The following is a 24496-nucleotide window of genomic DNA, read 5'->3' on the forward strand; positions in this document are numbered from 1 at the left end:
CCCCGGGCCCCGCCCGTGTGCGGTGGCCCGGACCCTCCGGAGAACGGCGCGGGGTCAGGTCACTCGGCGCTGCTCGGCCTCGTAGGTGTTGCAGCCGCCGACGGTGTCCTGGGCCCACCCCTGCTCGAGCCAGAACGCGCGGTTGGTGGCCCGGCCGTGGGTCTCCAAGTCGCCGCCGCTGTTGAAGTGCTCGTTGACCGTCTCCAGGTCGCCGGACCCGACCTCGGCGATGCTGCCCAGGGCCACACCCGCCATGCACTCGGCCTGCAGCTCGGTGCGGCGCAGGGTGTCCAGCTCCTCGCTGTCGTTCTCGGCGTCGCGGCGCAGGTCGTGGGTGACGGGCAGGATCCCCGTCGCGTACTGCACGTGGTGGCCGTACTCGTGGCCCATCAGGGCGAGCCACACCATTTCCTGCTCCGAGTCGGGCACGTTCTCGCCGAGCTCGCGCACGTTGGGCAGGACCACGGTGATGCGGTGGTGGTCGATCTCGTAGTAGGCCAGCGTGTACCCGTCGGCGTTGTCGGCGTCGGGTGAATCCGTGGAGACCTCGAACTCCACGGGCTCGGGGTGCAGGCCCAGGTCCTCCATGACGGGGGCCCAGACCGTGTCCAGGCACTCGCCGGCCGCGGTGGAGAACTCCAGCCACGACTCGTCGGAGGAGGTCTCCAGGGAGGGCAGGTCGCAGTCCACGGCCTCGGGCATGGGCGCGTCGTAGAGCGGGTGTTCGACCAGGTCGATCTCCATGGGCACGGGCCGGTCCAGCAGGTCCTCGTCGTAGTGCGTGGACAGGTCGGTGCCGGGGACGGGGGAGGGATCCTCGCGCGGGCCGTTGACCACCATGAGCACACTCGCGGCCATCGCCGTCACCGCCACGGCGCCCGCGGTGACGGCGCCGAAGACCACCCCGGGGATGCCCTCGTCGGGCGGGCGCGGCGAGGGCGGCGGCGCCCACGCGGGCGGCTGCGGCCCCCGGGTGTCCCACGCTGGGGGCGGATGCCCGTGGTCGTGGGGGTGTCGCCCGTCCCACGCGTGCGGGTGGAACCCCTGCGGCGGGGGAGGGGACCGGGGGTGCTCCGGCTGTGGTGGAGGCTGTGCCTGCGGGTGCTTCGGGGCGTACGGACCCTGAGCCCCGTGGGCGGCGTAGGGCACCGGGGGAACGTCGAACGGGGGCTGCCGGTGGTCGGGTCCGGGTCGGTTCTCCACGGTCCGTCCTCGCCATCGTGCCAACGCGTTCCGGGCCCGGCCCACGGTCGAAACCGGCAAGTTTCGCAGACCCCCATTATGCGGCCCAACCGGGCATCACGATGGTAGCGGACCCGCGCGGTGCGGGCCGTCGCGCCCCTACCCGGCCGGCGGGCGGTACTCGACCCCGATCCGCTCCAGCACGCCGCGCAGCTCCGACTCGAACAGGGGCTCCATGTCGGCCATCACGAAGTTGAGGTGCTGGAAGATCTCCATGCACACCACCCCGTACAGGCGCACCCAGCAGGAGCTCAGCACCATCACCGCACCCAGTGGCGCGTGCGGTGTGGACACACCCACCGTGTCGGCGAAGGCGCGCAGCTCACGCGCGAGGTCGGCGGGTACCTCGTCCTCGGGCGGCACCTCGAACCGCTGCTCGGCCACCAGCCGGTCGAAGAGCGTGAAGAACGTGGCACCGAACCTGCGCCCGGCCTCCAGGGCCGCGGTGATGTCGGCGTCGGGGTCGAGCCGGCTGCGAGGGCCGAACATGGTCGAGAACTCGGCGCGGTGCTCCAGCGCCCAACCGCGGAAGGCCCGCAGCGAGGTGAGGATGCGCTGGTCGGTGTCGTGCTCGGGGACGCTGGCGTCGGCGGCGGCCACGCAGTCGGCGAGGTCGTCGTACATGTCCGCGGTGATCAGCACGAGCAGCGCGTCGATCCCCGAGACGTAGCGGTACAGCCCGGGTGCGGTCATGCCCATCTCGCGCGCGACCGCTCGCAGGGAGACCCCCTGGGACCCGTGCTCGACGAGATGGCGCCGGGCGATCTCCTTGATCTCCGCGAGTGTGGCTTCACGCACACGTTCGCGGCGGCTCGTTCTGACCCCGGAGCGGTCGAGCTGCGGTTTTGTCATGTGTGGAGGTCCACCTCGTCTCACGCGCCGGGGCAGGGCGCTCTCGGTCGTCGTCGGTGACATTGACATAGTAACGCCCAGACGCTTTAGTGAACGCCGTTAGCAAACACTGTTCACGGACATGACGACCGTTCGCTCAAGGGGTACTCATGCCAGCACGAACCGGGCTCTTCGGCCGCATCGGCCACGGCGCCCACCGGGGCCGCTGGTGGGTCCTGGCACTGACCGGACTGTTCACCGCGTTCTCCCTCGTGTGGGGTCTCGGGGTCTTCTCCGACGTCAGCGACAGCGGCTTCGAGGACCCGGGCTCGGAGTCCACCAGGGCCATGGACGTGCTCCAGGACGAACTCGGGCACGCCGACATCGACGTCATCGCGGTCTTCCGCAGCGACGAGATGGAGGTCGACAACCCCAGCTTCGCGGCGGCCATGGAACGGATGGCCGACGACCTCCCCGAGGACGTCATCGCCGACTACGACATCTACCTTGACGAGGACCTCTCCGAGATCGAGCGCGGCATGCTCGTGGCCGAGGACATGCAGGCCACCTACATGCCCATCACGCTCACCGGGGAGACCCACCAGGAGCGTCTGGACCAGTTCGAGGACGCCGCGGCCGCCCTGGAGGCCGGACCGCTGGAGACCGAACTGGGCGGGCCCATCGCGGTCGAGCACGAGCTCTCCCACACCGCCGAGACCGACATCGTGCGCGCCGAGCTCATCACCCTGCCGCTGCTGCTCCTGCTCCTGGTCATCATCTTCGGCGGGCTCGTCGCCGGGCTGGTCCCGCTGGCCGTCGGCGGGCTCGCGATCCTCGGCTCACTCACCGTGCTGCGCGCCCTGACCCACGTCACCGAGGTGTCGGTCTTCGCCATCAACGTCGCGACCCTCCTGGGGCTCGGGCTGGCCATCGACTACGGCCTGTTCATGGTCAGCCGGTTCCGGGAGGAGCTGAACAAGGGCCGTGCGGTGCCCGACGCGGTACGCCGAACCGTCGACACCGCCGGGCGTACCGTCGCCTTCTCCGGAATCACGGTCGGGATCGCCTTCGCGGGGCTGCTGTTCTTCCCCCAGCCGATCCTGCAGTCCATCGGGTGGGGCGGTATCGCCGTCGTCGCCTTCGACCTCGTGGCCGCGCTGGTGTTCCTGCCCGCCCTCATGTCGGTCGTGGGCCACCGGATCGACCGCCTCAAGCTGCCGCTGCCCGGGCGCACCGTCACCGGGAAGATCGACGAGAGCACCGGTACCTGGGCACGCCTGGCCCGCACCGTCATGCGCGGACCGGCCGTCTCCCTCGTGGCCGTGGCCTGCGTGCTCATCACCTTCAGCGCCGGACTGTTCTCCGCCGACCTGGGCTCGACCGACCAGCGCTACCTGCCCGCCGACGCCGAGGCCCGCGCGGGCACCGAGGCGATGGGGGAGGAGTTCCCCGCCGGCCAGGTCGGACGTGTCGAGGTGGCGGTGCTCGGCGAACCCTCCGAGGAGGCCGTCGAGGACTACGTCGAGCGCCTGGACGACCTGCCCGCAGCGGTGCGCACGCAGGTGGAGCGCACCGGCGAGGGCATCACCCACGTCGAGGTCGCCTACCAGGGCCACACCGACGACCCGGAGATCAGTGCGCTCGTCGAGGACGTGCGCGCCGAACCCGGGCCGGAAGGGGCCGACGAGGTCCTGGTGGGGGGTGTGGCCGCCCAGCAGCTCGACAACCTCGACGCGATCGTCGACAACGCCCCGGTCACCGTCGCCTTCATGGTCGGCGCCACCCTGGTGCTGCTCTTCCTGGCGTTCGGGTCGGTGGTGCTGCCGATCAAGGCGGTGCTCATGGGCGCCTTGTCGTTGGGTGCCTCGCTGGGTGTGGTGATCTGGGGGTTCCAGGACGGGCACTTCGCCGGGATCCTCGGCTTCGACGCGGTCGGAACGATCGACCCGACCTACCTGGTCCTGATCACGATCGTCTCCTTCGGGCTGGCGATGGACTACGAGCTGTTCCTGCTCAGCCGGGTGCGCGAGGAGTACCTGCGCAGCGGGGACAACGCCCGTTCGGTCCAGCTCGGCCTGCAGCGTACGGGCGGCATCATCACCAGCGCGGCGATCCTGCTGGGCGTGGTGCTGCTGGCGATGGGCACCTCGGGGCTGCTCTTCCTCAAGATCATCGGCGTCGGCCTGGCGCTGGCGGTCCTGGTGGACGCCACCCTGGTGCGTGCCGTCATGGTCCCGGCGACCATGCGCCTGCTCGGGGACTGGAACTGGTGGCTGCCGCGCCCCCTGCGGTGGCTGCACGACCGGGTCGGGATCTCCGAGGGCAGCGATGACGAGGACGAGGAGCCCGCGCGCCCGGACGCCCCGACCCAGGCCCCGGAGAAGGCGCCCGCGAACGCCTGACGGCGCTCTCACGCACGGTGGGCCCCGGCCTCGCGGCCGGGGCCCACTCTGCTGTCAGGGGCAGGGGTCAGCCCGTGAGCTCCTGGTGGATGACGGTCGTCAGGGCTGCATCGAACCACGTGTGGAACTGGTCCGGGTCGGTGCAGGAGAAGATGCGGTCGCGGGTCTGGTCCGTGAGGGTGTGCCCCCGGCTCTCCAGTACCATCACCAGCGCCTCTGCCATGCCCAATGCCTTGCCCTTGGCCTCGCCTTCGGCCTTCAGGCTCTCGGTCCACGCACTGGTGTAGGGCGGGATCATGCGTCGAAGATCTGGTCGAAGGGGACACCGCTCCCGGCCCGGACCAGCCAGGTGTCGATCTGGTCGGGGTCGGTGCAGGTGAGGATGCGGTTGCGGGTTTCGTCCGTGAGGACGTCATCCCTGCCTTCGAGAACCAGGATCAGTGCATGTGCCTTGCCCTTGGCCGCGCCCTTTACCTCGCCTTTGGCCTCGCCTTCGGCCTTCAGACGCTCGGTCCACGCACTGGTGTACGGCGCGATCATTCGCCGAAGATCTGGTCGAGAGGGGCGTTGCTCAGGGCTCGGGCGAACCAGGTGTCGATCTGGTCGGGGTCGGCGCAGGTGAGGATGCGCTCGCGGGTCCCGTTCGTGAGCGTGCGGCCCTGGCTCTCGAGGAGCAGCAACAGCAACTGGGACTTCCCCTCGGCCTTCCCCTCGGCCTTTCCTTCGGCCTTCAGACGCTCGGTCCACGCACTGGTGTACTCGTAGGTTTCCGTCATCATCAGTTCCTCCAGAGCCCGCTGGCCGGTGCTGTCGGTGAGCAGGTGCAGCGCGTATCCAATGTACTTCGTCGCCATGTCCCGGTCGATGGAGTCCAGGCCGGTGTGCAGGGCCTCGAGCACCGCCGGCTCGGCCGGCCNTCGTAGGTTTCCGTCATCATCAGTTCCTCCAGAGCCCGCTGGCCGGTGCTGTCGGTGAGCAGGTGCAGCGCGTATCCAATGTACTTCGTCGCCATGTCCCGGTCGATGGAGTCCAGGCCGGTGTGCAGGGCCTCGAGCACCGCCGGCTCGGCCGGCCCGTGTGCCGCGGCCGAGAGCACGCCCACGGTCGGACGGCGGCCGACCTCCTCCGGCGAGGTGATCAGGGGGATGCGGTCCGGCCCCAGCACGATGGGGTCGAGCACGAACCCCGGATGCCCGAGGGGGATGGGGGCCTCGTACCAGTCGGCCACGTCCTGCCGCGGACAGATGACCAACAGGGTCACCGGGCATTCGTGCTTGGCACGCAGCGCCGCGACGTACTCGGGCCAGGTGAAGCGCTTGCGCCCCTTCTGGTCGCGCTGGACCTCGACCACGACCCCCATCACCTTGCCGAAGGGGTCCTCGCCGACCTTCCCGCGCAGCATGATCGCCACGTCCGAACGGCGTTCCACCGGGTCCACGTGCCCGAGGTCGCACGAGGTGAGCTCACTGCGCGTGTAGTGCGGTACCTCCACTCCGAGGTCTCGTAGGAATGCCACCGCTGTGTCCGGGGCATCCGCGAACAGTTCTGCGTAGATCTGGTGTTCAGGTGTGATTGCCACGGGAGAACCGTACGGAGCGTGTGTGACATTTTGCGTTGTGTCATGACGGCTGCTCCGCGGCGGTTCTGGAGAGCCCGTGAGTCGAACCGGACACTCGGGTACTTCCATCACATGGATACCTCTGTGACCACCAAGGGATTCGGGTTCCTCCCGGTTGCGGCTGTCGCCGCGGCGCTGGCCCTGGCGTCGGCGACCACCGCGTGCGAGGGCGACCGGGCTTCCCAGGACGGGACCAACCCGGGCGAGGGGCCGGACAACCCGCCCGACGAGGACGGCGGCCGTGAGGAGATCGCGCACCACAGCATCGACCTCGGGGAAGAGGGGTCCGAGGTCTGGGACGAGGAGCTCCTGGGGGAGGCGCCCCGCGCCGACCTGTCCATCGTGGACGAGGGCGCCGACGTGACCTCCTTCGAACTGGACGTCACCGGCTTCGGGGGCGACGAGTTCTTCCTCGCAACCGCACACGTCGGGCCGTGCGAGGGAGACCCGGAGGATATCGGTGACCTCTACGAGGGCGACCAGGACGATCAGGAGGAGGACGACCAGGACACCGAGGAAGCGCCCGAGAGCGAGACCCACCAGGGCGCCGTCATGATCCAGCTGGGCACCGACGCCGAGGGCAACGGCACCGGCCAGATCCAGATCGACGGCGAGGTCGACGGGGACGACATCGGATCGATGGTGATCTCCGCCGACCCGACCTCCGGTTCCGAGCAGCCCGACCCGGAGGACGGCGAGCCGGTCGCCTGCATGGACGTGGAACTGGAGAGCTGACCGCGGGGCAACGCGCCCCAAGACGCAGAACGGGCCCGGTACCCCCGAAGGGGTGCCGGGCCCGTCACCGTCCTCGCAGGACCGCCGGGGCGGCTCCTAGAGCGCCTGCGGGGCGCCCTCGTGGAACGGCTTGCCGTTGACGGCCTCGGAGACGCCGACCTTGTCCAGGTACGGCGTGATGCCGCCGGTGTGGAAGGGCCAGCCGGCGCCGGTCAGCAGGCACAGGTCGATGTCGGCGGCCTCGGCCACGACACCCTCGTCCAGCATGATCCGGACCTCCTTGGCCAGCGCACGCAGGGCGCGGTCCAGGATCTCCTTCTCCTCGGAGGGGCTGTCGCCGCCGCTGAGCAGCTCCTTGACCTCCGGGTCGATGCTGAGGTCGGGGCCGAAGATCTCGTTCTTGCCGGCCTCGACGACCTTGCCCAGCTGCGGGGAGACCGCGAAGCGCTCGGGGAACGCCTCGTGCAGGGTCTCGGACACGTGCAGGGCGACCGCCGGGCCGACCAGCTGCAGCAGCATGAGCGGCGACATCGGCAGACCCAGCGGCGCCACCGAACGGTCGGCCACCTCGGGCTCGGTGCCCTCGGAGATCGAACCGAGCACCTCACCCATGAACAGGGTGAGCAGGCGGTTGACGACGAAGGCCGGGGCGTCCTTGCACAGGACCGCGGTCTTCTTGAGCTTCTTGGCGGTGGCGAAGGCCGTCGCCAGAGCGGCGTCGTCGGTCTTCTCGCCGCGCACGATCTCCAGCAGCGGCAGGACCGCGACCGGGTTGAAGAAGTGGAAGCCCACGACCCGCTCGGGGTGCTTCAGCTTCGAGGCCATCTCGGTGACCGACAGCGACGAGGTGTTCGTGGCCAGGATCGCCTCGGGGGAGACCACGGCCTCGACCTCGGCGAAGACCTGCTGCTTGATCTCCATCTTCTCGAAAACGGCCTCGATGACGAAGTCGGCGTCGGAGAAGGCGTCCTTGCTCAGCGAACCGGTGACCAGGGCCTTGAGGTGGTTGGCCTTGTCCTGGTTGATGCGGCCCTTGCCGAGCAGCTTGTCGACCTCGCCGTGGACGTAGGCCACGCCCTTGTCCAGGCGCTCCTGGTCCAGGTCGGTGAGCACGACCGGGACGTCCAGGCGGCGGGCGAACAGCAGCGCGAGCTGGCCGGCCATGAGACCGGCACCCACGACGCCGACCTTGGAGACCTTGCGGGCCAGGGACTTGTCGGGGGCGCCGGCCGGACGCTTGGCGCGCTTCTGCACCAGGTCGAAGGCGTACAGGCCCGCCTTGAGCTCCTCGCTCATGATGAGGTCGGCCAGAGCCTGGTCCTCGGCGGCGAAGCCCTCGTCACGGCTGCGGGTCTTGGCCTCGGCGACCAGCTCGACCGCGCGGGCCGGGGCCGGTGCGGCGCCGTGGAGCTTGCCCTCGACGCTGAACCGGGCCATGTTGACCGCGTTGTCCCAGGCCTCGCCCTTGTCGACCTCGGGGCGCTCGACCGTGACGTCGCCGTTGAGGACCTTGGCGGCCCAGCGCAGCGACTCCTCGACGAAGTCGGCGGGCTCGAAGATCTCGTCGGCGATGCCCAGCTCGTGGACCTTGGGGCCCTTGATCGTCTTGTTCTGGGCGAGCGGGTTCTCGATGATCAGCTTGAGGGCCTTCTCGGCGCCGATCAGGTTGGGCAGCAGGTAGGTGCCGCCCCAGCCGGGGACCAGGCCGAGGAAGGTCTCGGGCAGCGACACGGCCGGCACACCGGAGGAGACCGTCCGGTAGGTGCAGTGCAGCGCCACCTCGAGGCCGCCGCCCATGGCCGCACCGTTGACCAGCGCGAACGTGGGAACGTCCAGCTCACCGAGCTTGCGGAAGACGTCGTGGCCCAGCTTGCCGATGGCCAGCGCCTGCTCGTGCGTCTCGATCCGGGGCACACCGGTCAGGTCCGCGCCCACGGCGAAGATGAACGGCTTTCCGGTGATCGCCACGGCGACGATGTCCTTGCGGGCCTTGGCCGCCTCGATCTGCTCGTCGAGGCTGAGGAGCCCGCCGGGGCCGAAGGTGTTCGGCTTGGTGTGGTCGTGGCCGTTGTCCAGCGTGATCAGGACGGCGGTACCGGCCCCGTAGGGGAGCTGGACGTCACGGGAGTTCGCCTTGGTGACGACCTCGTCGTTGAACAGTTCTCGTGCCTGCTCGATCGCGGTGCTCACTTGCCCCCCTCGTAGTTCGGGTTCTCCCACAGGATCGTGCCGCCCATGCCCATGCCGACGCACATGGTGGTGAGGCCGTAACGCACGTCGGGACGCTGCTCGAACTGGCGCGCGAGCTGCATCATCAGGCGGACGCCGGAGGAAGCCAGCGGGTGGCCGATGGCGATCGCGCCGCCCCAGGGGTTCACACGCGCGTCGTCGTCGGAGAGGCCGAAGTGCTCCAGGAAGGCCAGCACCTGGACGGCGAAGGCCTCGTTGATCTCGACGAGACCGATGTCGTCGATCGAGATGCCCTGGCGGGCGAACAGCTTCTCGGTGGCCGGGACCGGGCCCACGCCCATGACCTCGGGGTCCACACCGGCGAAGGAGAAGTCGACCAGGCGCATCTTGCCGGTCAGGCCCATCTCCTCGGCCACGTCCTCGGCCGCGAGCAGCGCACCGGTGGCGCCGTCGTTCAGGCCTGCGGCGTTGCCGGGCGTCACGTTGCCGTGCGCACGGAACGGCGTCTTCAGGGAGGCGAGCGACTCCATGGTCGTGCCCGGGCGGGGCGGCTCGTCCTCGGTGGCCAGGCCGTAACCCTGCTCGATGGAGCGGACCAGGACCTCGACCAGGTCGGGCTGGAGGTTGCCGTCGGCGTAGGCCTTGGCGACCTTCTCCTGGCTGCGCACGGCGTAGGCGTCGGCGCGCTCCTTGGTGATGCTCGGGAACCGGTCGTGCAGGTTCTCGGCGGTGTTGCCCATGACCAGCGCGTCGGGGTCGACGAGCTTCTCGGACAGGAACCGCGGGTTGGGGTCGACGCCCTCACCCATGGGGTGGCGCCCCATGTGCTCGACGCCGCCCGCGATCACGACGTCGTAGGCACCGAAGGAGATGCCCGCGCCGGAGGTGGTCACGGCGGTGAGCGCACCGGCACACATGCGGTCGATCGCATAGCCGGGCACGCTGCGGGGCAGGCCGGCGAGGATCGCCGCGCTGCGCCCGATGGTCAGGCCCTGGTCGCCGATCTGGGTGGTGGCGGCGATGGCGACCTCGTCGACGCGCTCCGGGGGCAGGCCCGGGTTGCGGCGCATCAGTTCGCGAATGACGCGGACGACGAGGTCGTCGGCGCGCGTCTCTGCGTAGAGGCCCTTGCCAGACTTGCCGAACGGGGTACGGACCCCGTCGACAAACACGACATCGCGGGCAGTTCGCGGCACGATGGCCCCTCCTTCTCCAAAGGGGTGGGTGGACTGTCAGAGCCATGCTACTGGCCAGTAACAAAATGCGCGAGTACGGGTGTGTGCTCCCCGTCACACTAGTGTCCTCGTGATGTCCTCGCTGGTGCGACCGCATGCACACGCCCGGCGCCCGCACACGCGGCAACGTCGACGGTCCCGCCCCGATTCCGGCCCCGGGAGCGCCGGTCCGAGAACGCCGCGGACTCCGAAACCCCCGGACACGAAGAACGGGCACGCCCCGAAGGAACGTGCCCGTCTCGAACGCTGTGCGCCGGCGCCCTCACAGGAGAGCGTCGGCCTCCCTGCGGCGCCCCGCGGCGCTGTAGGCCCCGGCGAGGTCGCGGCGCAGGCGCATCGTCAGCCTGCGCACCTCGGGGTCGCCCGAGGAGTTGAGGGCCGCGCGGTAGGCCTCGCGCAGGGTGTCCACCGCGTCGTCGGAGCGGCCGGCCTGCGTGTAGCAGCGGCCGAGGCGGTGGTGCACGGTGAGCGTGTCCAGGTGGCCCTTGCCCAGTCGGCGGCGGCGCCCGGCCAGCACCATCCGCAGCTGCGTGATGGCCTCGTCGTAGCGGCCCGACATGTTCAGCGCGGCGCTCAGGCCCAGGCGCAGCTCCTCGCGCGCGAGCGTGCCGGCCACGTCCTCCACCGCGCGCTCGTAGTGGATGACCGCCGCGTCCAGACGGCCGCTGCGGCGGTAGCAGACGGCCAGGCGCGTGCGCGCCTCCACGGTGTCCTCGTCGGCCGAACCGAACTGCCCCTCGCGCTCGCGCAGGAGCCCCTCCCAGTGCTGGGCGGCGTCGGCCGGGCGGCCGGCGTCCTCCAGGGCCCAGGCGAGGTTCTCGCGGATGATCTCGGTGCGGGGGTGCTCCTCGCCGTAGACCGCGACCGCCTCGTCCAGGGCCAGCTCGAACTGCTGCACCGCGGCCTGGCGGCGCCCCATCTGCGCGTACTTGGTCGCCAGGTTGTTGCGGGCCGTGATGGTGTCCGGATGCTCGGTCCCGTGCCGCTCCACGAGGGAACGCAGCGTCCGCTCCAGGGCGGCCGCGCGCATGCCCGCGGTGGGCGCGGAGCCCTCCTGGTCGTGCTCGGCCTCCGGGGGAGGGCCGAGCGGGGCGGGGGACCCGGCAGGGGCGGGGACGGGAACGCCGGCCGGCTGCTCGGCCACACGTTCCTCGCGAGAGGGCATCGCGGTATCGACCGACTGCTTCTCGGTCTCAGCCGTCAGACCGGTCCCGCGCAGCAGGGCACGCCAGAACGACAAGCAGACTCACCACACTTCCCTCATCGCGACGAACGGCTCCGGGAGCCGCCATCGTCCGTCCTCAGAAGTGCCCCGTCAGGTCAAGTCGACCTGAGCAACGAGGGCACGTTTCTATAACTTAATCGGACACGCGGCTACGGACCAGACGTACAAGGGGCTTTGTGTGTGGTGAGTTCGGTCACTTCTGGGTTTGGTGCGTCAGAACGGGGTAAAGATCAGCTCTTTTGGGCATCCGTCAGCGCTGTGGCCAGCGGCTGCGCGGTCAGCCCGATCTGCCACTCGCGGGCCCCGCGCGAACGCAGGAACTCGCCCACCGACCCGGGTTCGACCTCTTCGGGCGGGGTCCATGCCAACCGCCGCACCGTGTCGGGCAGCAGCAGGTTCTCCGCCGGCATCACGACGTCCTCGGCCATCTGCGCCACCGTGGCCCGGGCCGACTCCAGGCGGCGCGCGGCCTCCGGTGAACGGTCCGCCCAGCGGTTGACCGGGGGAGGTCCGTCGCCCGGGGCGTTGGGGCGGGGCAGTTCGGACTGCTCCATGTCCCGCGCCCGGTTCACCGCCGAGATCCACGTCGGCACGTAACGCCGCGCGAGCTTGATCCCGAACTGCCGGATCTTGGTCAGCTCCGCCGACGTGCGCGGCATCGTCGAGGCCGCCTCCACGATCGCCGCGTCGGGCAGCACACGCCCGGGGGAGATGTCCCGCTCCTGCGCGATGCGGTCGCGCTCGTACCAGAGCTCGCGCACCGCGGCCAGGGCACGCTGATTGCGCACACGGTGGATGCCCGACGTGCGGCGCCAGGGGTCGCGGCGCGGCTCCTTGGGCGGGGCGTTCAGCACGGACGCGAACTCCTCCAGCGCCCACGGGAGCTTGCCGGACTCCTCGAGCTCGGCCTCCAGGCGGTCGCGCAGGTCGACGAGGATCTCCACGTCCAACGCGGCGTAGCGGAGCCAGTCCTCGGGCAGGGGGCGCTGCGACCAGTCGACGGCGGAGTGCTCCTTGGCCAGGCGCACATTCAGCAGCCGCTCGACCATCGAGCCCAGGCCGACCCGGTGGTAACCCAAAAGGCGGCCGGCCAGCTCGGTGTCGAAGAGGCTCTCGGGGCGCAGGTACACCTCGGTCAGGCAGGGGAGGTCCTGGTGCGCGGCGTGCAGCACCATCTCCGTGTCCCGGAGGGCGGAGTTGAGCTCGCTGAGGTCGGGGCAGGCGATCGGGTCGATCAACGCCGACCCGGCGCCCTCGCGCCGCAGCTGGACCAGGTAGGCGCGCTGTCCGTACCTGTAACCCGAGGCCCGCTCGGCGTCCACGGCCACGGGGCCGCTCCCCGAGCTCAGCGCCGAGACCACGTCCGACAAGGCGTCGGGGTCGGCGGTGACCTCGGGCAGACCCTCGCGTGGTTCCCGCAGGAGAGGTGCCGTCTCCTCGTCGTCCTTTTCCGGTTCGCGGGATTCTGTCTTGGGGTTCAACGCGTTCGCCACCCCTCTACGGTATGTGCTGTGGCCACCGGACGCCGAAGAGGGCCTTTCCCGTGGCCACCGCCTCAGGGGCGCGAACGCTGTCTGCTGATGTCGGCCACGTCCAGAGGGGGCAGGCCCGCGGCCGACGCCAGCAGGGCCAACCACGCGTTCACGTGGCCCGAAAGGTCGTCGCTCTCGGGGGTCCAGGAGGCACGCAGTTCCACCTCCGTGGTGGAGCCCTCGTCGGCCTTGGTGCCGAACCCCTCGGTGGTGGCGCGGGTGACGGTGCCGCTCAGGGTGTGATGGGTGGCGCCCTGGGCCTCCAGGGCATCGGTCAGCCAGCTCCAGGCGACCGGGCCCAGCAGGGGATCGGTCGCGATCTCCGATTCCAGCTCGGAGTTGACCTGGCAGACCACACGGAAGGGTCCGGGCCAGTCGCGGGTGTTCTCGGGGTCGTAGAGGAGGATCAGACGGCCCCAGGCGACCTCGTCACCACGGACCTCCACCGCCGCCGAGGACGCCGCTGTGTGAGGGGCGAGCCGCTGCGGAGCGGGGATCTCCGCAACAGAGATCTCGGGGCGGGTGAGGAGGGGTTCGCGGAGGGCCTCGACCGCTCGCCGGAACGTCTCAGGCGCGTTCTCGGCGCTACCGACATCGGGCATTGTGGAAACGTCAGCCTTCGTCTTGTGGTGATCACGGATCGACGGACATGTCCCGGACGCGCGCGGTGCGCACCCGTGGGACACGGCACCGACCGTGGCACGAGTCACGGCCCCGGAGACGTAATCGGCCCGGCGTGTCGGTGTTTTGTGATGATCTCGGTACCGGCTCGCCGCACCGGCTCCACGGCTTCGGCGATCCGAGTGAGAGCACCGCGGACGGCATGGCACGATCAAGGGGTGACGCTCCAAGATTCTCCGTTCCTCCGCGCCTGCCGGCGCCTGCCCGTGGACCACACGCCGGTGTGGTTCATGCGCCAGGCCGGGCGCTCTCTGCCCGAGTACCGCCGCGTCCGCGCCGACGTGCCCATGCTGGAGGCGTGCGCGCGGCCCGACATGATCACCGAGATCACGATGCAGCCGGTGCGCCGGTACGGCGTCGACGCCGCGATCTTCTTCAGCGACATCGTCGTGCCGCTCAAGGCCATCGGGATCGACCTCGACATCAAGCCCGGTGTCGGCCCCGTGGTGGCCGAACCGATCCGGGACGCCGGCGGTGTCAAGCGTCTGCGCGAGATCGAGCCGGACGACATCCCCTTCATCAGCGAGGCCGTGGGGCAGCTCACCGGTGAGCTCGGCGACACCCCGCTCATCGGGTTCGCCGGCGCACCCTTCACGCTGGCCTCCTACCTCATCGAGGGCGGCCCGTCGAAGAACCACGAGCACACCAAGGCGCTCATGTACGGCGAGCCCGAGCTCTGGGACGAGCTCATGCGCCGCCTGGCGAGCATCACCCTCGGCTTCCTGCGCACCCAGATCGAGGCCGGCGCCAGTGCCGTGCAGCTCTTCGACTCCTGGGTGGGCGCGCTGAGCGCCGAGGACTACCGCACGTCCGTGCTGCCCTACACCTCGTGGATCTTCGGTCAGCTCAGCGAGTACGAGGTGCCGCGCATCCACTTCGGTGTGGGCACCGGCGAGCTGCTGGGCCTGCTCGGCGATGCCGGGGCCGACGTCGTGGGCGCCGATTGGCGGGTCCCGCTGGACCAGGCCGCCGAACGCATCGGCCCGGGCAAGGCGGTCCAGGGCAACCTGGACCCCGCCACCCTGTTCGCGCCGTGGGAGGTCGTGGCCGAACGGACCCGCGACATCCTCGCGCGCGGCCGCGAGGCCGAGGGCCACGTGTTCAACCTCGGCCACGGCGTACTGCCCAGCACCGACCCGGACCAGCTCCAGCGGCTGACCGAGTTCGTGCACGAGCAGACCGCTTCCTGAACATCCGCCGCGGGGGCGCCGGGCCGTGCCCGGCGCCCCCGACGTGTGTCCGGCGGGTCAGCGGGGATCGGACCCGTCACCGTCCGTGTCCGCGCTGCCGGAGGCCTCGTCCCCGTCCCCGTCAGGGGAGCCGTCGGTCCCCGGGTCGGTCGTGGACGACCGCGTTTCCTCCGAGTTCTCCGCGTCCGGGGCGCCCCGTCCGGACCCGGAGCCGGAGACGAGCGCGGTCAGCTCGGCCCGCTCCTTCCGCCGCTTGCGCCACTGCAGGGCCGGCCACGCACCGATCACGGCCACCACGAGCGCGAACGGCAGCAGCCAACCGACGCCGGCGGCCAGGAAACGGGCCGCCGTGAGCAGGGACTCCGCGCCCGAACGCAGGCTCTCCAGGAACCCGGGCGCCTCCGCGGCCTCATCGTCCTGTGTGGGCGCGTCCGGCGGCAGCAGCGTCAGCTCCACCGTCGAGTAGGCGGTCCGGTCCTCCAGCGACGCCAACCGGGCCTGGAACGCCTCCAGGTCCTCCTGCCGCTCCAGGATCCGCGACTCGACGTCCAGCAGCTCCTCCACGCCGTCGGCCTCGTCGAGGTACCCGCGCAGGGTCTCCAGGGAACGCTCGGCCGACTCCGTGCGGGCCTCCACGTCGGCGACCTCCTCGGTGACGTCCTCCACCGACCGCTCCAGGCCGGTGCGCTCACCCAGGTCACTCAGCTCCGCCAACACAGCCTCGTAGGAGTCGGTGGGCACACGCAGGGTCATCGACGAGCGGGTCGGGCCGGACGACGGGTCCTCGTAGGACTCGCGGGACACGTGGCCGCCGGCCTCGCCGGTCAGCTCCTTGGCCGCCTCGCTCGACGCGTCCAGCTCGTCCACGCGCACGGTCAGCTCCGCATGGTGCACCAGGTCGCGGTCGTCGACCTCCACGTCGTCGCCGACCGCGGAGTCCTCGCCGTCGCCTTCCTCTCCGCCACCGTCGCCGTCCTCCTCGGCCGGCAGGGCCTCCTGCTCGGCCGCATCATTGCGGGGCGCCCCCGCCCCGTCCGACTGCTGGGTCGACCCGCACCCGGCCAGCAGCAGGGCCACGAGGAAAGCCGCGAACAGACTGCCGGGGGTACGCCACTTCGCTGAATCCATGCACGGTCGGACGGCCCCCGCCCCGCCTTCGTTCCGGGACGTCCGGTCACGACCGCGCAACGGGACGGGCGGCGGCCCCGGCCTGCGACGAAGGACCGTGCGCGGGAGCGCCCGGGTACCCTTCCGAGTACACACGGGGCCCGCGAGACTGGTGCAGCGACAGGGGCGCACGTGCGCCGGTTCAGGGTTCCCCCGTTTTAACGATCTAGGCGCAGGGCCACGAGGACCGCTGCGAAAGGAGGTGTTCCATGCTGTCGGGTCGCCGCTACCGGCTTGCTCTGACCGATGAGCAGGCTGAGCAGTGCCAGAAGTTCGGTGATGTGTGCCGTGCGGTGTGGAACGCCGCCTTGGACCAGCGCCGCCAGTACGTGGACCGGTTCACGCGCGGGCGGCGGGGCCCATTCTGTGGATACCACCTCCAAACGAGTGAACTGGCCGAGGCCAAGGCCGAAGCGCCCTGGCTCAAGGAGGCCCCCTCGCACGTGCTCCAGCAGACGTTGAAGGACCTGGACCGGGCCTGCCGGGACAGGGGCGCCTTCAAGGTCCGGTGGCGGGCCAAGCACCGGTGGAGCCCGTCGTTCCGGTTCCCGGCCGGGAACCGGATCAGGGTGCAGAAGCTGAACCGCAGGTGGTCCCGGGCCAAGCTTCCCAAGCTCGGATGGGTGCGGTTCCGGTCCTCCCGCCCCGTAGGCGGCGCCATTCGCTCGGCCACGCTCTCTCGCAAAGGCACCCGCTGGTTCGTCTCGTTCCTGGTGGAAGACGGTCTGCTCACCCCTGAACACCACCCGGGTACTCCGGTGGGGGTGGACCGGGGCGTGGCCGTGGCGGCGACCACCAGCACCGGACAGTTCCACGACCGCGAGTTCGCCAGGCCCGGGGAGAAGGCGCGACACCTCAAACTCCAGAAGAAGCTCTCCCGGCAGAAGAAGGGGTCGAAGAACCGGGCCAGAACGTTGAAGGCCATGGGCGCCGTCTCCACCCGTGCGGTGGATCGGCGCGGCGATTTCTGCGCGCAGCTCGCCCGCCAGCTGACCACCCGCCACAACGTGGTGGTGTTGGAAGAGCTGCGCACGACTAACATGACCGCTTCTGCCCGGGGCAGCGTCGACGCCCCTGGCAAGTATGTGCGGCAGAAGGCGGGCCTGAACCGGGCCATTCTCGACAAGGGATGGCACCGCCTCGAAATGGCGCTGCGCAACGCAGCCCGCAAGAGCGGTACCAGGATCGTGTTGGTCAATCCGGCCTACACCTCGCAGACGTGTTACCCGTGCCGGGTGGTGGATGCCGACTCGCGCAAGAGCCAAGCCGAGTTCGTGTGCACCGCCTGTGGCCATACCGACCACGCTGATGTGAACGCTGCGAAGAATGTCTGTCGCGCCGCAGGGCATGCGGTGCCAGCCTGTGGAGACTTCGGGGTTGCCCGGTCTGTGAAGCAGGAACCCCCGGGAACCCGCGAGGAAGTACCGGCCCAGCCAGCTCTTGAGCTGGCCGGAAACCCCCGCGCCCATGAGGTGCAGGGAGGAAGCCAACCACAGCATCTGGGAAGCTGGAGACATGCCTGAAGCACCGCACGTCGTCGTGGTCGGGGGAGGGGTCTCCGGACTCACGGCCGCGCACCGGCTCCGCGGCCACGGAGCCGCCGTCACCGTGATCGAGGCCGCGGACCGCCCGGGGGGCAAGCTGCAGGCCTCACCCGTGGTCGGCGCCCGCGTCGACGCCGGTGCCGAGGCCGTCCTGGCCCGCCGTCCCGAGGCCGTCGACCTCTTCGAGGAGCTCGGACTGGGCGACCGCGTCGTCCACCCCGGCCAGGGCTCGGCCTCCCTCTACAGCCGTGGGCGCCGCCGCCCCCTGCCCAAGGGCCAGCTCATGGGCGTACCCGGTGATCTGCGCGCCCTCGCCCGGAGCGGGGTGCTGTCCTGGGGCGGCGTCCTGCGCGCAGGGCTCGACCTCGTGCGCCCCCGCACGCCCGTGCAGGGCGACGTGTCCGTGGCCGACTACATCGGGACCCGCATGGGCCACCAGGTCGTGGACCGCCTCGTCGAACCGCTCCTGGGCGGGGTCTACGCCGGACGCGCCGACCGCCTCTCCCTCGACTCCACGCTGCCGCAGATCGCACCCATGGCCCGCACGGAACGCTCGCTCCTGCGCGGGGTCCGCACCAGCCTGGCCGGACGCGGCAAGGCCCCCACCGCGCCGGGGCCCGTCTTCGCGTCCCTGCGCGGCGGCGTGGCCGGGCTCGTGGAGACCCTCGCCGAACGCCAGGGCGAGCGCCTGCGTACCGGAACCCGCGCCCGGGCCCTGGAACGCCGCGAGCACGGCTGGCGGGTGCACCTGGAGGGCTCCGATCCCCTCGACTGCGACGGTGTGCTGCTGGCCTGCCCCGCGCCCGAGGCCGCCCGTCTCCTGCGCGAGCACGTGCCCGAGGCCGCCTCCGGGCTCGAGGGCATCGACTACGCCTCCATGGCGCTGGTGACCTTCGCACTGCCCGCCTCGGCCTTCCCCGGCCCCCTCACCGGAACCGGGTTCCTCGTGCCGTCCGGCGAGGGGCTGACCGTCAAGGCCGCCACGTTCTCCTCCAACAAGTGGCCCTGGCTCGCCGAGGAGGTCGCCGAGGCCAACCCCGGGGAGGACCTCGTCGTGCTGCGCTGCTCCATCGGCCGGTTCGGGGAGCACGCCACGCTGCAGCGCTCCGACGACGAGCTCGCCGAGGCCGCCCTGGCCGACCTGGCGCGCGTGACCGGCCTGTCCGGAACCCCGGTGCAGACCCGCGTCACCCGTTGGGAGAACGGCCTGCCCCAGTACTCGGTCGGCCACGCCGACCGCATCGAACGTGTCCGCGGCGCCGTGGGCCGCCACCCCGGCCTGGGTGTGTGCGGCGCCGCCTACGAAGGCGTGGGGGTGCCCGCCTGCATCGCCGACGCCGGACGCGAGGCCCGGCGCCTCGCCGAGGGCCTCACCGCCCACCCGCACACCACCGACGCAACTGACCAGCAAGGAGCCAACCCGTGACCGGCCAGAACGAAGCCCGCTCCAACGACGGCACCGACCTCAACGCCCTCATCCGGTACACGATGTGGTCGGTCTTCAAGGTCGACCTGCCCGAGGGCACCGACCGCACCACCGCCGCCGGCGAACTCCAGGCCTTCCTCGACAAGGCCGCCGAGAGCGGTGTGACCACCCGCGGCAGCTACGACGTCCAGGGCCTGCGCGCCGACGCCGACATCATGTTCTGGTGGATCGCCGACGACCCGCGCCAGCTCCAGGACGTCTACTCCGCCTTCCGCCGCACCGAGGTCGGCCGCGCCGCCACCCCCGTGTGGTCGGTCATGGGCCTGCACCGCCCCGCCGAGTTCAACCGCGGACACGTGCCCGCCTTCCTCGCCGGCGAGGAGCCCAAGGACACCATCTGCGTGTACCCGTTCGTGCGCTCCTACGAGTGGTACCTGCTGCCCGACGACGAGCGCCGCTCGATGCTCGCCGAGCACGGCAAGATGGCCGCCCCCTACGCCGACGTGCGCGCCAACACCGTGTCCTCGTTCGGGCTCAACGACTACGAGTGGCTGCTGGCCTTCGAGGCCGACGAGCTGCACCGCACCGTCGACCTCATGCGCCACCTGCGCGGCGCCAAGGCCCGCCTGCACACCCGCGAGGAGCTGCCCTTCTACACCGGGTTCCGCAAGCCCGTCGCCGAGCTCGTGGAGTCCCTGGCCTGACCGCCGGCGCCGGGCACGCCCGCCCGGCGCCGGTACCGCACATGAAGGAGCCCCCGTACACGTCCTGGTGTACGGGGGCTCCTCCGTGTGTCCGGGGTCGGTCAGGCCGCGTTGGCCCGCCGCACCGCCAGTACGTAGAAGGGGATGGTCACGATGAACAGCAGCACCAGGGCGCTCATGAGGTAGATGAGCACGTCGCCGGCGGGCACACCCAGCGCCCAGGCCGCCAACAGCGCCACGGCCACACCGATCGCACCCAGCACCGCGTAGATGCGCTTGCCACGCGGCTTCGGGTACTCCATGCGGCTCACCATGAGCCAGGAGATCAGCAGCACCGCGGCCAGACCCCCGTAGACCGGCGGGTCCAACAGCACCACGGTCACGATCGCCATCGCCCCGAAGGGCGAGGGCAGCCCGGTGAAGTAGTCCGTGCCCGGCGCCTGGCAGGAGAACCGTGCCAGGCGCACGATCGCGGCGGTCAGCACCGCACCGCCGGCCAGCACCGGCAGAACGTTCATCCCGCCGGAGAGCACACCCCAGGTCACCACGAAGAAGGCCGGGGCGAACCCGAAGCTGATGACGTCGGCGAGGTTGTCCAGCTCCGCGCCCATACCGCTGCCGCCGAACCGGCGGGCGATACGGCCGTCGAGCACGTCCAGGGCCGAGGCGGTCAGCAGCAGCGCACCGGCCGTGGCCACGGCGGCGCGGGGCAGCGACCCCTCGGCGCCCGCGGCCAGGTGCCCTGCCTGGGCCATGGCCAGCGCCCACACCGCGAGGAACCCGCAGAGGGCGTTGCCGAGCGTCAGGTAGTCCGCGACGCCTAGACGCAACCGCGGCGCGTCGTCGGTCTCGGCGGGGGGAGGTGCCTCGGCATCGGGGTCGACGGCGTTCTCAGTCGGCGTCAAGGCGTGTTTCTCCGGCCCGGACCTTCTGGCCGACCTCCACCGCCGGGGTGACACCGGGCGGGAGGTGGATGTCGACCCGGGACCCGAACCGGATGAGGCCGATCCTCTCGCCTTGCTCGACCTTCTGCCCCGCAGCGAGATACGGGACGATACGCCGGACCATCGCGCCGGCGATTTGAACGACCGTGATCTCACCGATCTCGGTTTCAAGGGTCCAGATGACGCGTTCATTACGCTCGCTGTCCTTGTCGAATGCGGGACGGAAGCCTCCGGGGCGGTGTTCGACACCGGTGATGACACCGGCCAGCGGCGCACGGTTGACGTGCACGTTGAGGGGGTTCATGAACACCGCGACGCGGGTGCGACCGTCGGGCTGGGGATCGATGCTCTGAACGACGCCGTCTGCCGAGGACAGCACCCGTCCGGTGGCCGGCCCTCGTTCCGGGTCGCGGAAGAACCAGGTCATGCCGGCCGCCAGGGCGACGACGGGTGCCGCCGCCAGCGCCCGTGCCCGTGATCCGCGGGAGGCCAGACCGGCCGCGGCGGCAGCGCCCAGTGCGGGCAGCAGCCAGGGCGCCGACCCCTGGGCCATGCCCATGCGCGGGCGTGCCGGGGGCCGGTGGGCGAGGGCGGTGTTGGGTGAGTCGTCGGTCATCGAGCGCTTTCGTCGCGGGTGGGTCTGGTCGCCCGCACATCGGATTCCGCTGTGGGGGACGGGCCCCGGGGTCGCCGGGCCCTCTGGTGCGCGGACAACCCGGGTGGTTCACCCATTCCGCGCGGCGCTCCTCGGCCGGCGAGGGCCGGCTTCGGTGCACTGGTTGCGATTATCCCTGATCCCGGGGGAGGACCAGGCTGGTAAGACTACTGCCTCGGTTCCAGGGACAGTGCGACGGAGTTGATGCAGTACCGGGTGTCGGTGGGGGTTCCGTGCCCCTCACCGTAGAAGACGTGGCCCAGGTGGCCCTCGCAGGTGGCGCACCTGACCTCGGTGCGGACCATGCCCATCGAGCGGTCCTGGTGCAGGGTGACGGCGTCGGTGTCCGCCGGGTCGAAGAAGCTGGGCCATCCGCAGCGGGAGTCGTACTTCTCGTCCGAGCGGAAGAGTTCGGCGCCGCATCCGCGGCAGCGGTAGACACCCTCGGTCTTGGTCTCGACGTAGTCGCCGGTCCACGCGCGTTCGGTCGCCGACCTGCGAAGGACCTCGAAAGCCACCGGGTCGAGGCGCTCGCGCCACTCGTGGTCGGTCCTGGGAAGCTCTGGGGCCCCGTCGCCTCCGGCCGGGGTCCGATCCGCTGAGTCAGCCATGCATACGACGCTACCCGGAATCGTGCGCGAACGCTGCCAGGGTCTTCGTCCACGCGAAAGGGGACCAAGCCCCACGGAGGAAGATAAATCGTCCTTACGTGCTACATAAACCTAACTTCATCCCTGGCCACGTTCAGTACCCAAAGTGACGGGTAGGGGCTAGGTAGAGGGTCAGTGTTCAGTGGATCACTGAGGCAGGTGGCATGGCAGTAACCGTTCAACAATCACTAGGAGTGACTAAGCAGCCGCTACGCGTAGGAAGAATCCGATACGGATTGTGGTGGCTCGAAGAAGCAACCGCAGGGGCCCGCGCCCGGGTCCGTGCCGTCGCCGACGGCACGGCCACCGCGGGACGGGAACTGCGTTGGGCGGCAGAACTCAGTGTCCGGGCCGCGACCGTACAGATCGACCACGTCCGCCCCGAACCCCTGAACGACCGCGGACTCCTGAAGCTCATGGCGTTCCTCGCCTTCGCAGCTCTGGGTATCGCGTTCGTCCTGGGGATCGGGGTGTCCCAGTGGTTGATGACCGCGGAGAACAGCATGGTCTTCGCGGCCGCCGGCGCCCTGGCGGTCGGGCTCGCGGTGCTCGCACTGGCGTTCCTGGTGTTCGCCTCCAGACGGAGGCGGAACCGGTAACCCGCGACACCCGGGGCGGCGCCCGGGGGCGGACGGTACCCGTCGGTACTCTCCGCCCCCGGGCGCCGTCGTGTCACGGCAGGGGGCGGACGAGCCCGGCGGGCGCGGCCGGGCGGGGCCCGGTCCGCACGGGGCCGCTGCGTTCAGGCCTCGAAGTCGTACTGCAGCACGTAGGCCGAACCGTCCATCGTGATCTGGTTGAACTCCACCGGACGGTGTTCCGAGGCCAACGCCGTGCGCGCCACCTCCAGCACCGGTGTCCCCGCCGCCAGGTGCAGCTCACCGCTCTCCTCCGGCGTGGGCATCCGCACACGGATCTCCTCGGTGAAGTGCACCGGCGCCATCCCCAGCTCCGACAGCCGGGCGTAGATCCCTCCCGGGCCGGTGTCCTGCGAACGGATGCTCCGCGCCGCCGGATGGTCCGCGTGCTCGACCAACAACGCCAGAGGGAGGAAGGACACCGCCGTCTGCACCGGCCGGTCCTCCACGAGGTAACGACGGGAACGCCGCAGCACACCCGCGCCCTCCTCCAGGTCCAGAACGCGCGCGACGTGCTCCCGGGCGGCGGCCTCCTCCACCCGGAGGTCGTCGACCCGGTAGGCGCGGTCGGCCCCGTCGGTCTGCCAGATCGCCCGCCCGTTGCCCCACAGCTCCTTCGACAGGCGCCGGGCCCCGTGTCTTCGCACGGGGCGGAACAGCCGGACGTAGATGCCCGACCCGCGCACGGCCACGGCCAGGCCCTCGTTGATCAGGACCGACAGAGCCTGGCGCGCCGTGGCCCGCGCGACGCCGTGGCTCTCCATGATCGTGTTCTCCCCGGGGAGACGGTCGCCGTCGGCGTACTGTCCGGAGCGGATCAGCGCGCGTATCTCCTCGGCTATCTCTCGGTAGACCGGAGGGGACCCGTTTTCGGACGTCGGCACTACGTTCATCCTCTCGGCCGGGGGGCCAAGCCGATAAGCCCCGTCAACACTGATGTGTGAAGTCGCGGTGAGTCCATCAAGGCACACATCGGGTATGTCCGGTTGCGGGGCCGTTCATGCGTCGTTGTGGGGTGGCCGAAACCGACCGGTTACGGGGCCGTCACGCCCCTTTCCTCAACCACGCAGGTAACGGGCGAACAGGTGCCCGTCCGACTCCAACAGACGCGCCAGGCGGACCGGGGTGCTGCGCGCCGGCACGTGCTCGGGGGCACCGGGAGTCCCAGGGCCACCGGCCACCACACGCGGCGGCCCCGACCCCAGCAGGAACGGGCTCGTGGTCAGGCACAACTCGTCCAACAACCCCGCCGCCACGAACTCCGCCAGCAGGTGCGGGCCGCCCTCGGTCAGCACCCGGTACAGGCCGCGCTCGGCCAACGCCTCGATCACGTGCACCGGTGTCACCGAGGCTCCCTCGACGACCACCACGTCCGCGTGCTCGGCCGCCCACCCCCGCCGTGCGGCCGGGGCGCGGTCCGTGGTGAGCACCAGGGTGCGCGCGTCCTCGGGGGCCTCCGTCAGCAGCGCCTCGGGCACGTCCAACGACCGCGAGACCACCGCCACACGCGGACTCGGCGACCGCCCCTCCCGCAGGTGCTGCCACGCAGGACGCGGCCGCACCGGGCCGTAGTCCTCCACACGGGCCGTGCGGGCACCCACCACCACGACGTCGCACAGCCCCCGCAGGGTGCCGAGCACACGCCGGTCCGCGGGTGAGGACAGGTCCCGGCTGCCCCCGGAGGTGCCCACCGCCCCGCCGTCGGCGCTGGCGACCATGTTGGCGCGCACCCAGGGACGGTCCAACCCCGCCGGGTACGCGTAGGCCTCGCCCAGATCCACCCCCGGTGCCCCGGGGTCGGGCAGGAGTTCACGGAAGGCGATCTGTTCGGGCGCCGCCGCGCCGGTGCTGTGGGCCATGGTCACCCAGGGTAGGACCCGGAACCGC

Annotated in this window: 23 protein-coding genes; 7 read left to right on the forward strand and 16 right to left on the reverse strand. The window is 70.8% G+C overall.

Annotation, left to right across the window (positions count from 1 at the left end):
- Positions 1–54: 54 nt before the first annotated feature.
- Complete coding sequence (locus tag IDM40_RS26095) at positions 55–1203, reverse strand: neutral zinc metallopeptidase (RefSeq protein WP_328807130.1); 1149 nt, start codon at positions 1201–1203, stop codon at positions 55–57.
- A gap of 138 nt (positions 1204–1341) precedes the next feature.
- Positions 1342–2094 (reverse strand): TetR/AcrR family transcriptional regulator, encoded by a 753-nt coding sequence (locus IDM40_RS26100; protein WP_193124735.1) that lies wholly within the window; start codon positions 2092–2094, stop codon positions 1342–1344.
- A gap of 149 nt (positions 2095–2243) precedes the next feature.
- On the opposite strand from IDM40_RS26100, the gene IDM40_RS26105 reads away from it, so the two are divergent.
- A complete protein-coding gene (locus tag IDM40_RS26105; protein WP_193124736.1) occupies positions 2244–4475 on the forward strand; it encodes an MMPL family transporter in 2232 nt (743 codons plus the stop codon).
- Between the two features lie 67 nt (positions 4476–4542).
- Here IDM40_RS26105 and IDM40_RS26110 read toward each other — a convergent pair whose 3' ends face one another.
- Genes IDM40_RS26110 through IDM40_RS26120 form a run of 3 tightly spaced genes read right to left on the reverse strand, consistent with a single transcriptional unit; the run spans position 4543 to position 5329 of the window.
- Positions 4543–4773 carry a hypothetical protein gene (locus IDM40_RS26110; protein ID WP_193124737.1) on the reverse strand — a complete coding sequence of 77 codons (231 nt, stop codon included), beginning with the start codon at positions 4771–4773 and terminating at the stop codon, positions 4543–4545.
- Positions 4770–5015, reverse strand: coding sequence for a hypothetical protein (locus IDM40_RS26115; RefSeq protein WP_193124738.1), 246 nt, complete (start codon positions 5013–5015; stop codon positions 4770–4772). Before IDM40_RS26115 ends, IDM40_RS26110 begins: the two co-directional genes overlap by 4 nt.
- Positions 5012–5329, reverse strand: a complete 318-nt coding sequence (locus IDM40_RS26120) for a hypothetical protein (protein WP_193124739.1) — start codon at positions 5327–5329, stop codon at positions 5012–5014. Before IDM40_RS26120 ends, IDM40_RS26115 begins: the two co-directional genes overlap by 4 nt.
- 848 nt (positions 5330–6177) lie before the next feature.
- Here IDM40_RS26120 and IDM40_RS26130 point away from each other — a divergent pair.
- Complete coding sequence (locus IDM40_RS26130; protein WP_193124740.1) at positions 6178–6828, forward strand: hypothetical protein; 651 nt, start codon at positions 6178–6180, stop codon at positions 6826–6828.
- A 96-nt stretch (positions 6829–6924) separates the two neighbouring features.
- On the opposite strand, the gene IDM40_RS26135 is transcribed toward IDM40_RS26130, so the two are convergent.
- The 5 genes from IDM40_RS26135 to IDM40_RS26155 form a co-directional block, all read right to left on the reverse strand.
- Entirely contained in the window at positions 6925–9018 is a 2094-nt protein-coding gene (locus tag IDM40_RS26135) for a 3-hydroxyacyl-CoA dehydrogenase NAD-binding domain-containing protein (RefSeq protein WP_193124741.1), read from the reverse strand.
- Entirely contained in the window at positions 9015–10214 is a 1200-nt protein-coding gene (locus tag IDM40_RS26140; RefSeq protein ID WP_193124742.1) for a thiolase family protein, read from the reverse strand. Before IDM40_RS26140 ends, IDM40_RS26135 begins: the two co-directional genes overlap by 4 nt.
- A gap of 301 nt (positions 10215–10515) precedes the next feature.
- Entirely contained in the window at positions 10516–11493 is a 978-nt protein-coding gene (locus tag IDM40_RS26145; RefSeq protein WP_193124743.1) for a tetratricopeptide repeat protein, read from the reverse strand.
- A gap of 215 nt (positions 11494–11708) precedes the next feature.
- Positions 11709–12971, reverse strand: a complete 1263-nt coding sequence (locus IDM40_RS26150) for a ribonuclease D (protein WP_328807132.1) — start codon at positions 12969–12971, stop codon at positions 11709–11711.
- A 62-nt stretch (positions 12972–13033) separates the two neighbouring features.
- Positions 13034–13612, reverse strand: a complete 579-nt coding sequence (locus tag IDM40_RS26155) for a DUF3000 domain-containing protein (protein ID WP_193124744.1) — start codon at positions 13610–13612, stop codon at positions 13034–13036.
- Positions 13613–13912: 300 nt separating this feature from the next.
- On the opposite strand from IDM40_RS26155, the gene hemE reads away from it, so the two are divergent.
- Positions 13913–14881 carry a uroporphyrinogen decarboxylase gene (gene hemE / locus IDM40_RS26160; protein ID WP_407940048.1) on the forward strand — a complete coding sequence of 323 codons (969 nt, stop codon included), beginning with the start codon at positions 13913–13915 and terminating at the stop codon, positions 14879–14881.
- 57 nt (positions 14882–14938) lie between these two features.
- Here hemE and IDM40_RS26165 read toward each other — a convergent pair whose 3' ends face one another.
- Entirely contained in the window at positions 14939–16009 is a 1071-nt protein-coding gene (locus IDM40_RS26165; protein WP_193124746.1) for a DUF4349 domain-containing protein, read from the reverse strand.
- Between the two features lie 248 nt (positions 16010–16257).
- On the opposite strand from IDM40_RS26165, the gene IDM40_RS26170 reads away from it, so the two are divergent.
- The 3 genes from IDM40_RS26170 to hemQ are packed head-to-tail and all read left to right on the forward strand — an operon-like array spanning position 16258 to position 19722.
- Positions 16258–17571, forward strand: a complete 1314-nt coding sequence (locus IDM40_RS26170; RefSeq protein WP_193124747.1) for an RNA-guided endonuclease InsQ/TnpB family protein — start codon at positions 16258–16260, stop codon at positions 17569–17571.
- The gene (gene hemG, locus IDM40_RS26175; RefSeq protein WP_193124748.1) at positions 17564–19018 is read left to right on the forward strand and encodes a protoporphyrinogen oxidase; all 1455 of its coding nucleotides are present in this window, start codon (positions 17564–17566) and stop codon (positions 19016–19018) included. Before IDM40_RS26170 ends, hemG begins: the two co-directional genes overlap by 8 nt.
- Complete coding sequence (gene hemQ / locus IDM40_RS26180) at positions 19015–19722, forward strand: hydrogen peroxide-dependent heme synthase (RefSeq protein WP_193124749.1); 708 nt, start codon at positions 19015–19017, stop codon at positions 19720–19722. The genes hemG and hemQ overlap by 4 nt, the downstream gene beginning before the upstream one ends.
- Positions 19723–19823: 101 nt before the next feature.
- Here hemQ and IDM40_RS26185 read toward each other — a convergent pair whose 3' ends face one another.
- The 3 genes from IDM40_RS26185 to msrB form a co-directional block, all read right to left on the reverse strand.
- Complete coding sequence (locus tag IDM40_RS26185; RefSeq protein ID WP_193124750.1) at positions 19824–20627, reverse strand: CDP-alcohol phosphatidyltransferase family protein; 804 nt, start codon at positions 20625–20627, stop codon at positions 19824–19826.
- Positions 20614–21282, reverse strand: a complete 669-nt coding sequence (locus tag IDM40_RS26190) for a phosphatidylserine decarboxylase (RefSeq protein WP_193124751.1) — start codon at positions 21280–21282, stop codon at positions 20614–20616. The genes IDM40_RS26185 and IDM40_RS26190 overlap by 14 nt, the downstream gene beginning before the upstream one ends.
- 206 nt (positions 21283–21488) lie before the next feature.
- Positions 21489–21932 (reverse strand): peptide-methionine (R)-S-oxide reductase MsrB, encoded by a 444-nt coding sequence (msrB, locus tag IDM40_RS26195; RefSeq protein ID WP_193124752.1) that lies wholly within the window; start codon positions 21930–21932, stop codon positions 21489–21491.
- A 203-nt stretch (positions 21933–22135) separates the two neighbouring features.
- On the opposite strand from msrB, the gene IDM40_RS26200 reads away from it, so the two are divergent.
- Positions 22136–22570, forward strand: a complete 435-nt coding sequence (locus tag IDM40_RS26200) for a hypothetical protein (RefSeq protein ID WP_216631348.1) — start codon at positions 22136–22138, stop codon at positions 22568–22570.
- Positions 22571–22713: 143 nt separating this feature from the next.
- Here IDM40_RS26200 and IDM40_RS26205 read toward each other — a convergent pair whose 3' ends face one another.
- Together IDM40_RS26205 and IDM40_RS26210 are read right to left on the reverse strand one after the other, a co-directional pair.
- Positions 22714–23502, reverse strand: a complete 789-nt coding sequence (locus IDM40_RS26205; protein ID WP_193124754.1) for a GntR family transcriptional regulator — start codon at positions 23500–23502, stop codon at positions 22714–22716.
- A 165-nt stretch (positions 23503–23667) separates the two neighbouring features.
- The gene (locus tag IDM40_RS26210; protein WP_193124755.1) at positions 23668–24468 is read right to left on the reverse strand and encodes a dihydrofolate reductase family protein; all 801 of its coding nucleotides are present in this window, start codon (positions 24466–24468) and stop codon (positions 23668–23670) included.
- Positions 24469–24496: the final 28 nt, after the last annotated feature.

Source organism: Nocardiopsis coralli (assembly GCF_014892575.1).
Lineage (GTDB): Bacteria > Actinomycetota > Actinomycetes > Streptosporangiales > Streptosporangiaceae > Nocardiopsis > Nocardiopsis coralli.

What these genes read in the sequence shown, in the direction of transcription:
- IDM40_RS26100 (WP_193124735.1), bottom strand. Translation starts at nt 2,094, where the DNA reads ATGACAAAACCGCAGCTCGACCGCTCCGGGGTCAGAACGAGCCGCCGC.
- IDM40_RS26105 (WP_193124736.1), top strand. Translation starts at nt 2,244, where the DNA reads ATGCCAGCACGAACCGGGCTCTTCGGCCGCATCGGCCACGGCGCCCAC.
- IDM40_RS26110 (WP_193124737.1), bottom strand. Translation starts at nt 4,773, where the DNA reads ATGATCCCGCCCTACACCAGTGCGTGGACCGAGAGCCTGAAGGCCGAA.
- IDM40_RS26115 (WP_193124738.1), bottom strand. Translation starts at nt 5,015, where the DNA reads ATGATCGCGCCGTACACCAGTGCGTGGACCGAGCGTCTGAAGGCCGAA.
- IDM40_RS26120 (WP_193124739.1), bottom strand. Translation starts at nt 5,329, where the DNA reads ATGGCGACGAAGTACATTGGATACGCGCTGCACCTGCTCACCGACAGC.
- IDM40_RS26155 (WP_193124744.1), bottom strand. Translation starts at nt 13,612, where the DNA reads ATGCCCGATGTCGGTAGCGCCGAGAACGCGCCTGAGACGTTCCGGCGA.
- IDM40_RS26165 (WP_193124746.1), bottom strand. Translation starts at nt 16,009, where the DNA reads ATGGATTCAGCGAAGTGGCGTACCCCCGGCAGTCTGTTCGCGGCTTTC.
- IDM40_RS26170 (WP_193124747.1), top strand. Translation starts at nt 16,258, where the DNA reads ATGCTGTCGGGTCGCCGCTACCGGCTTGCTCTGACCGATGAGCAGGCT.
- hemG (WP_193124748.1), top strand. Translation starts at nt 17,564, where the DNA reads ATGCCTGAAGCACCGCACGTCGTCGTGGTCGGGGGAGGGGTCTCCGGA.
- IDM40_RS26190 (WP_193124751.1), bottom strand. Translation starts at nt 21,282, where the DNA reads ATGACCGACGACTCACCCAACACCGCCCTCGCCCACCGGCCCCCGGCA.
- msrB (WP_193124752.1), bottom strand. Translation starts at nt 21,932, where the DNA reads ATGGCTGACTCAGCGGATCGGACCCCGGCCGGAGGCGACGGGGCCCCA.
- IDM40_RS26200 (WP_216631348.1), top strand. Translation starts at nt 22,136, where the DNA reads ATGGCAGTAACCGTTCAACAATCACTAGGAGTGACTAAGCAGCCGCTA.
- IDM40_RS26205 (WP_193124754.1), bottom strand. Translation starts at nt 23,502, where the DNA reads ATGAACGTAGTGCCGACGTCCGAAAACGGGTCCCCTCCGGTCTACCGA.
- IDM40_RS26210 (WP_193124755.1), bottom strand. Translation starts at nt 24,468, where the DNA reads ATGGCCCACAGCACCGGCGCGGCGGCGCCCGAACAGATCGCCTTCCGT.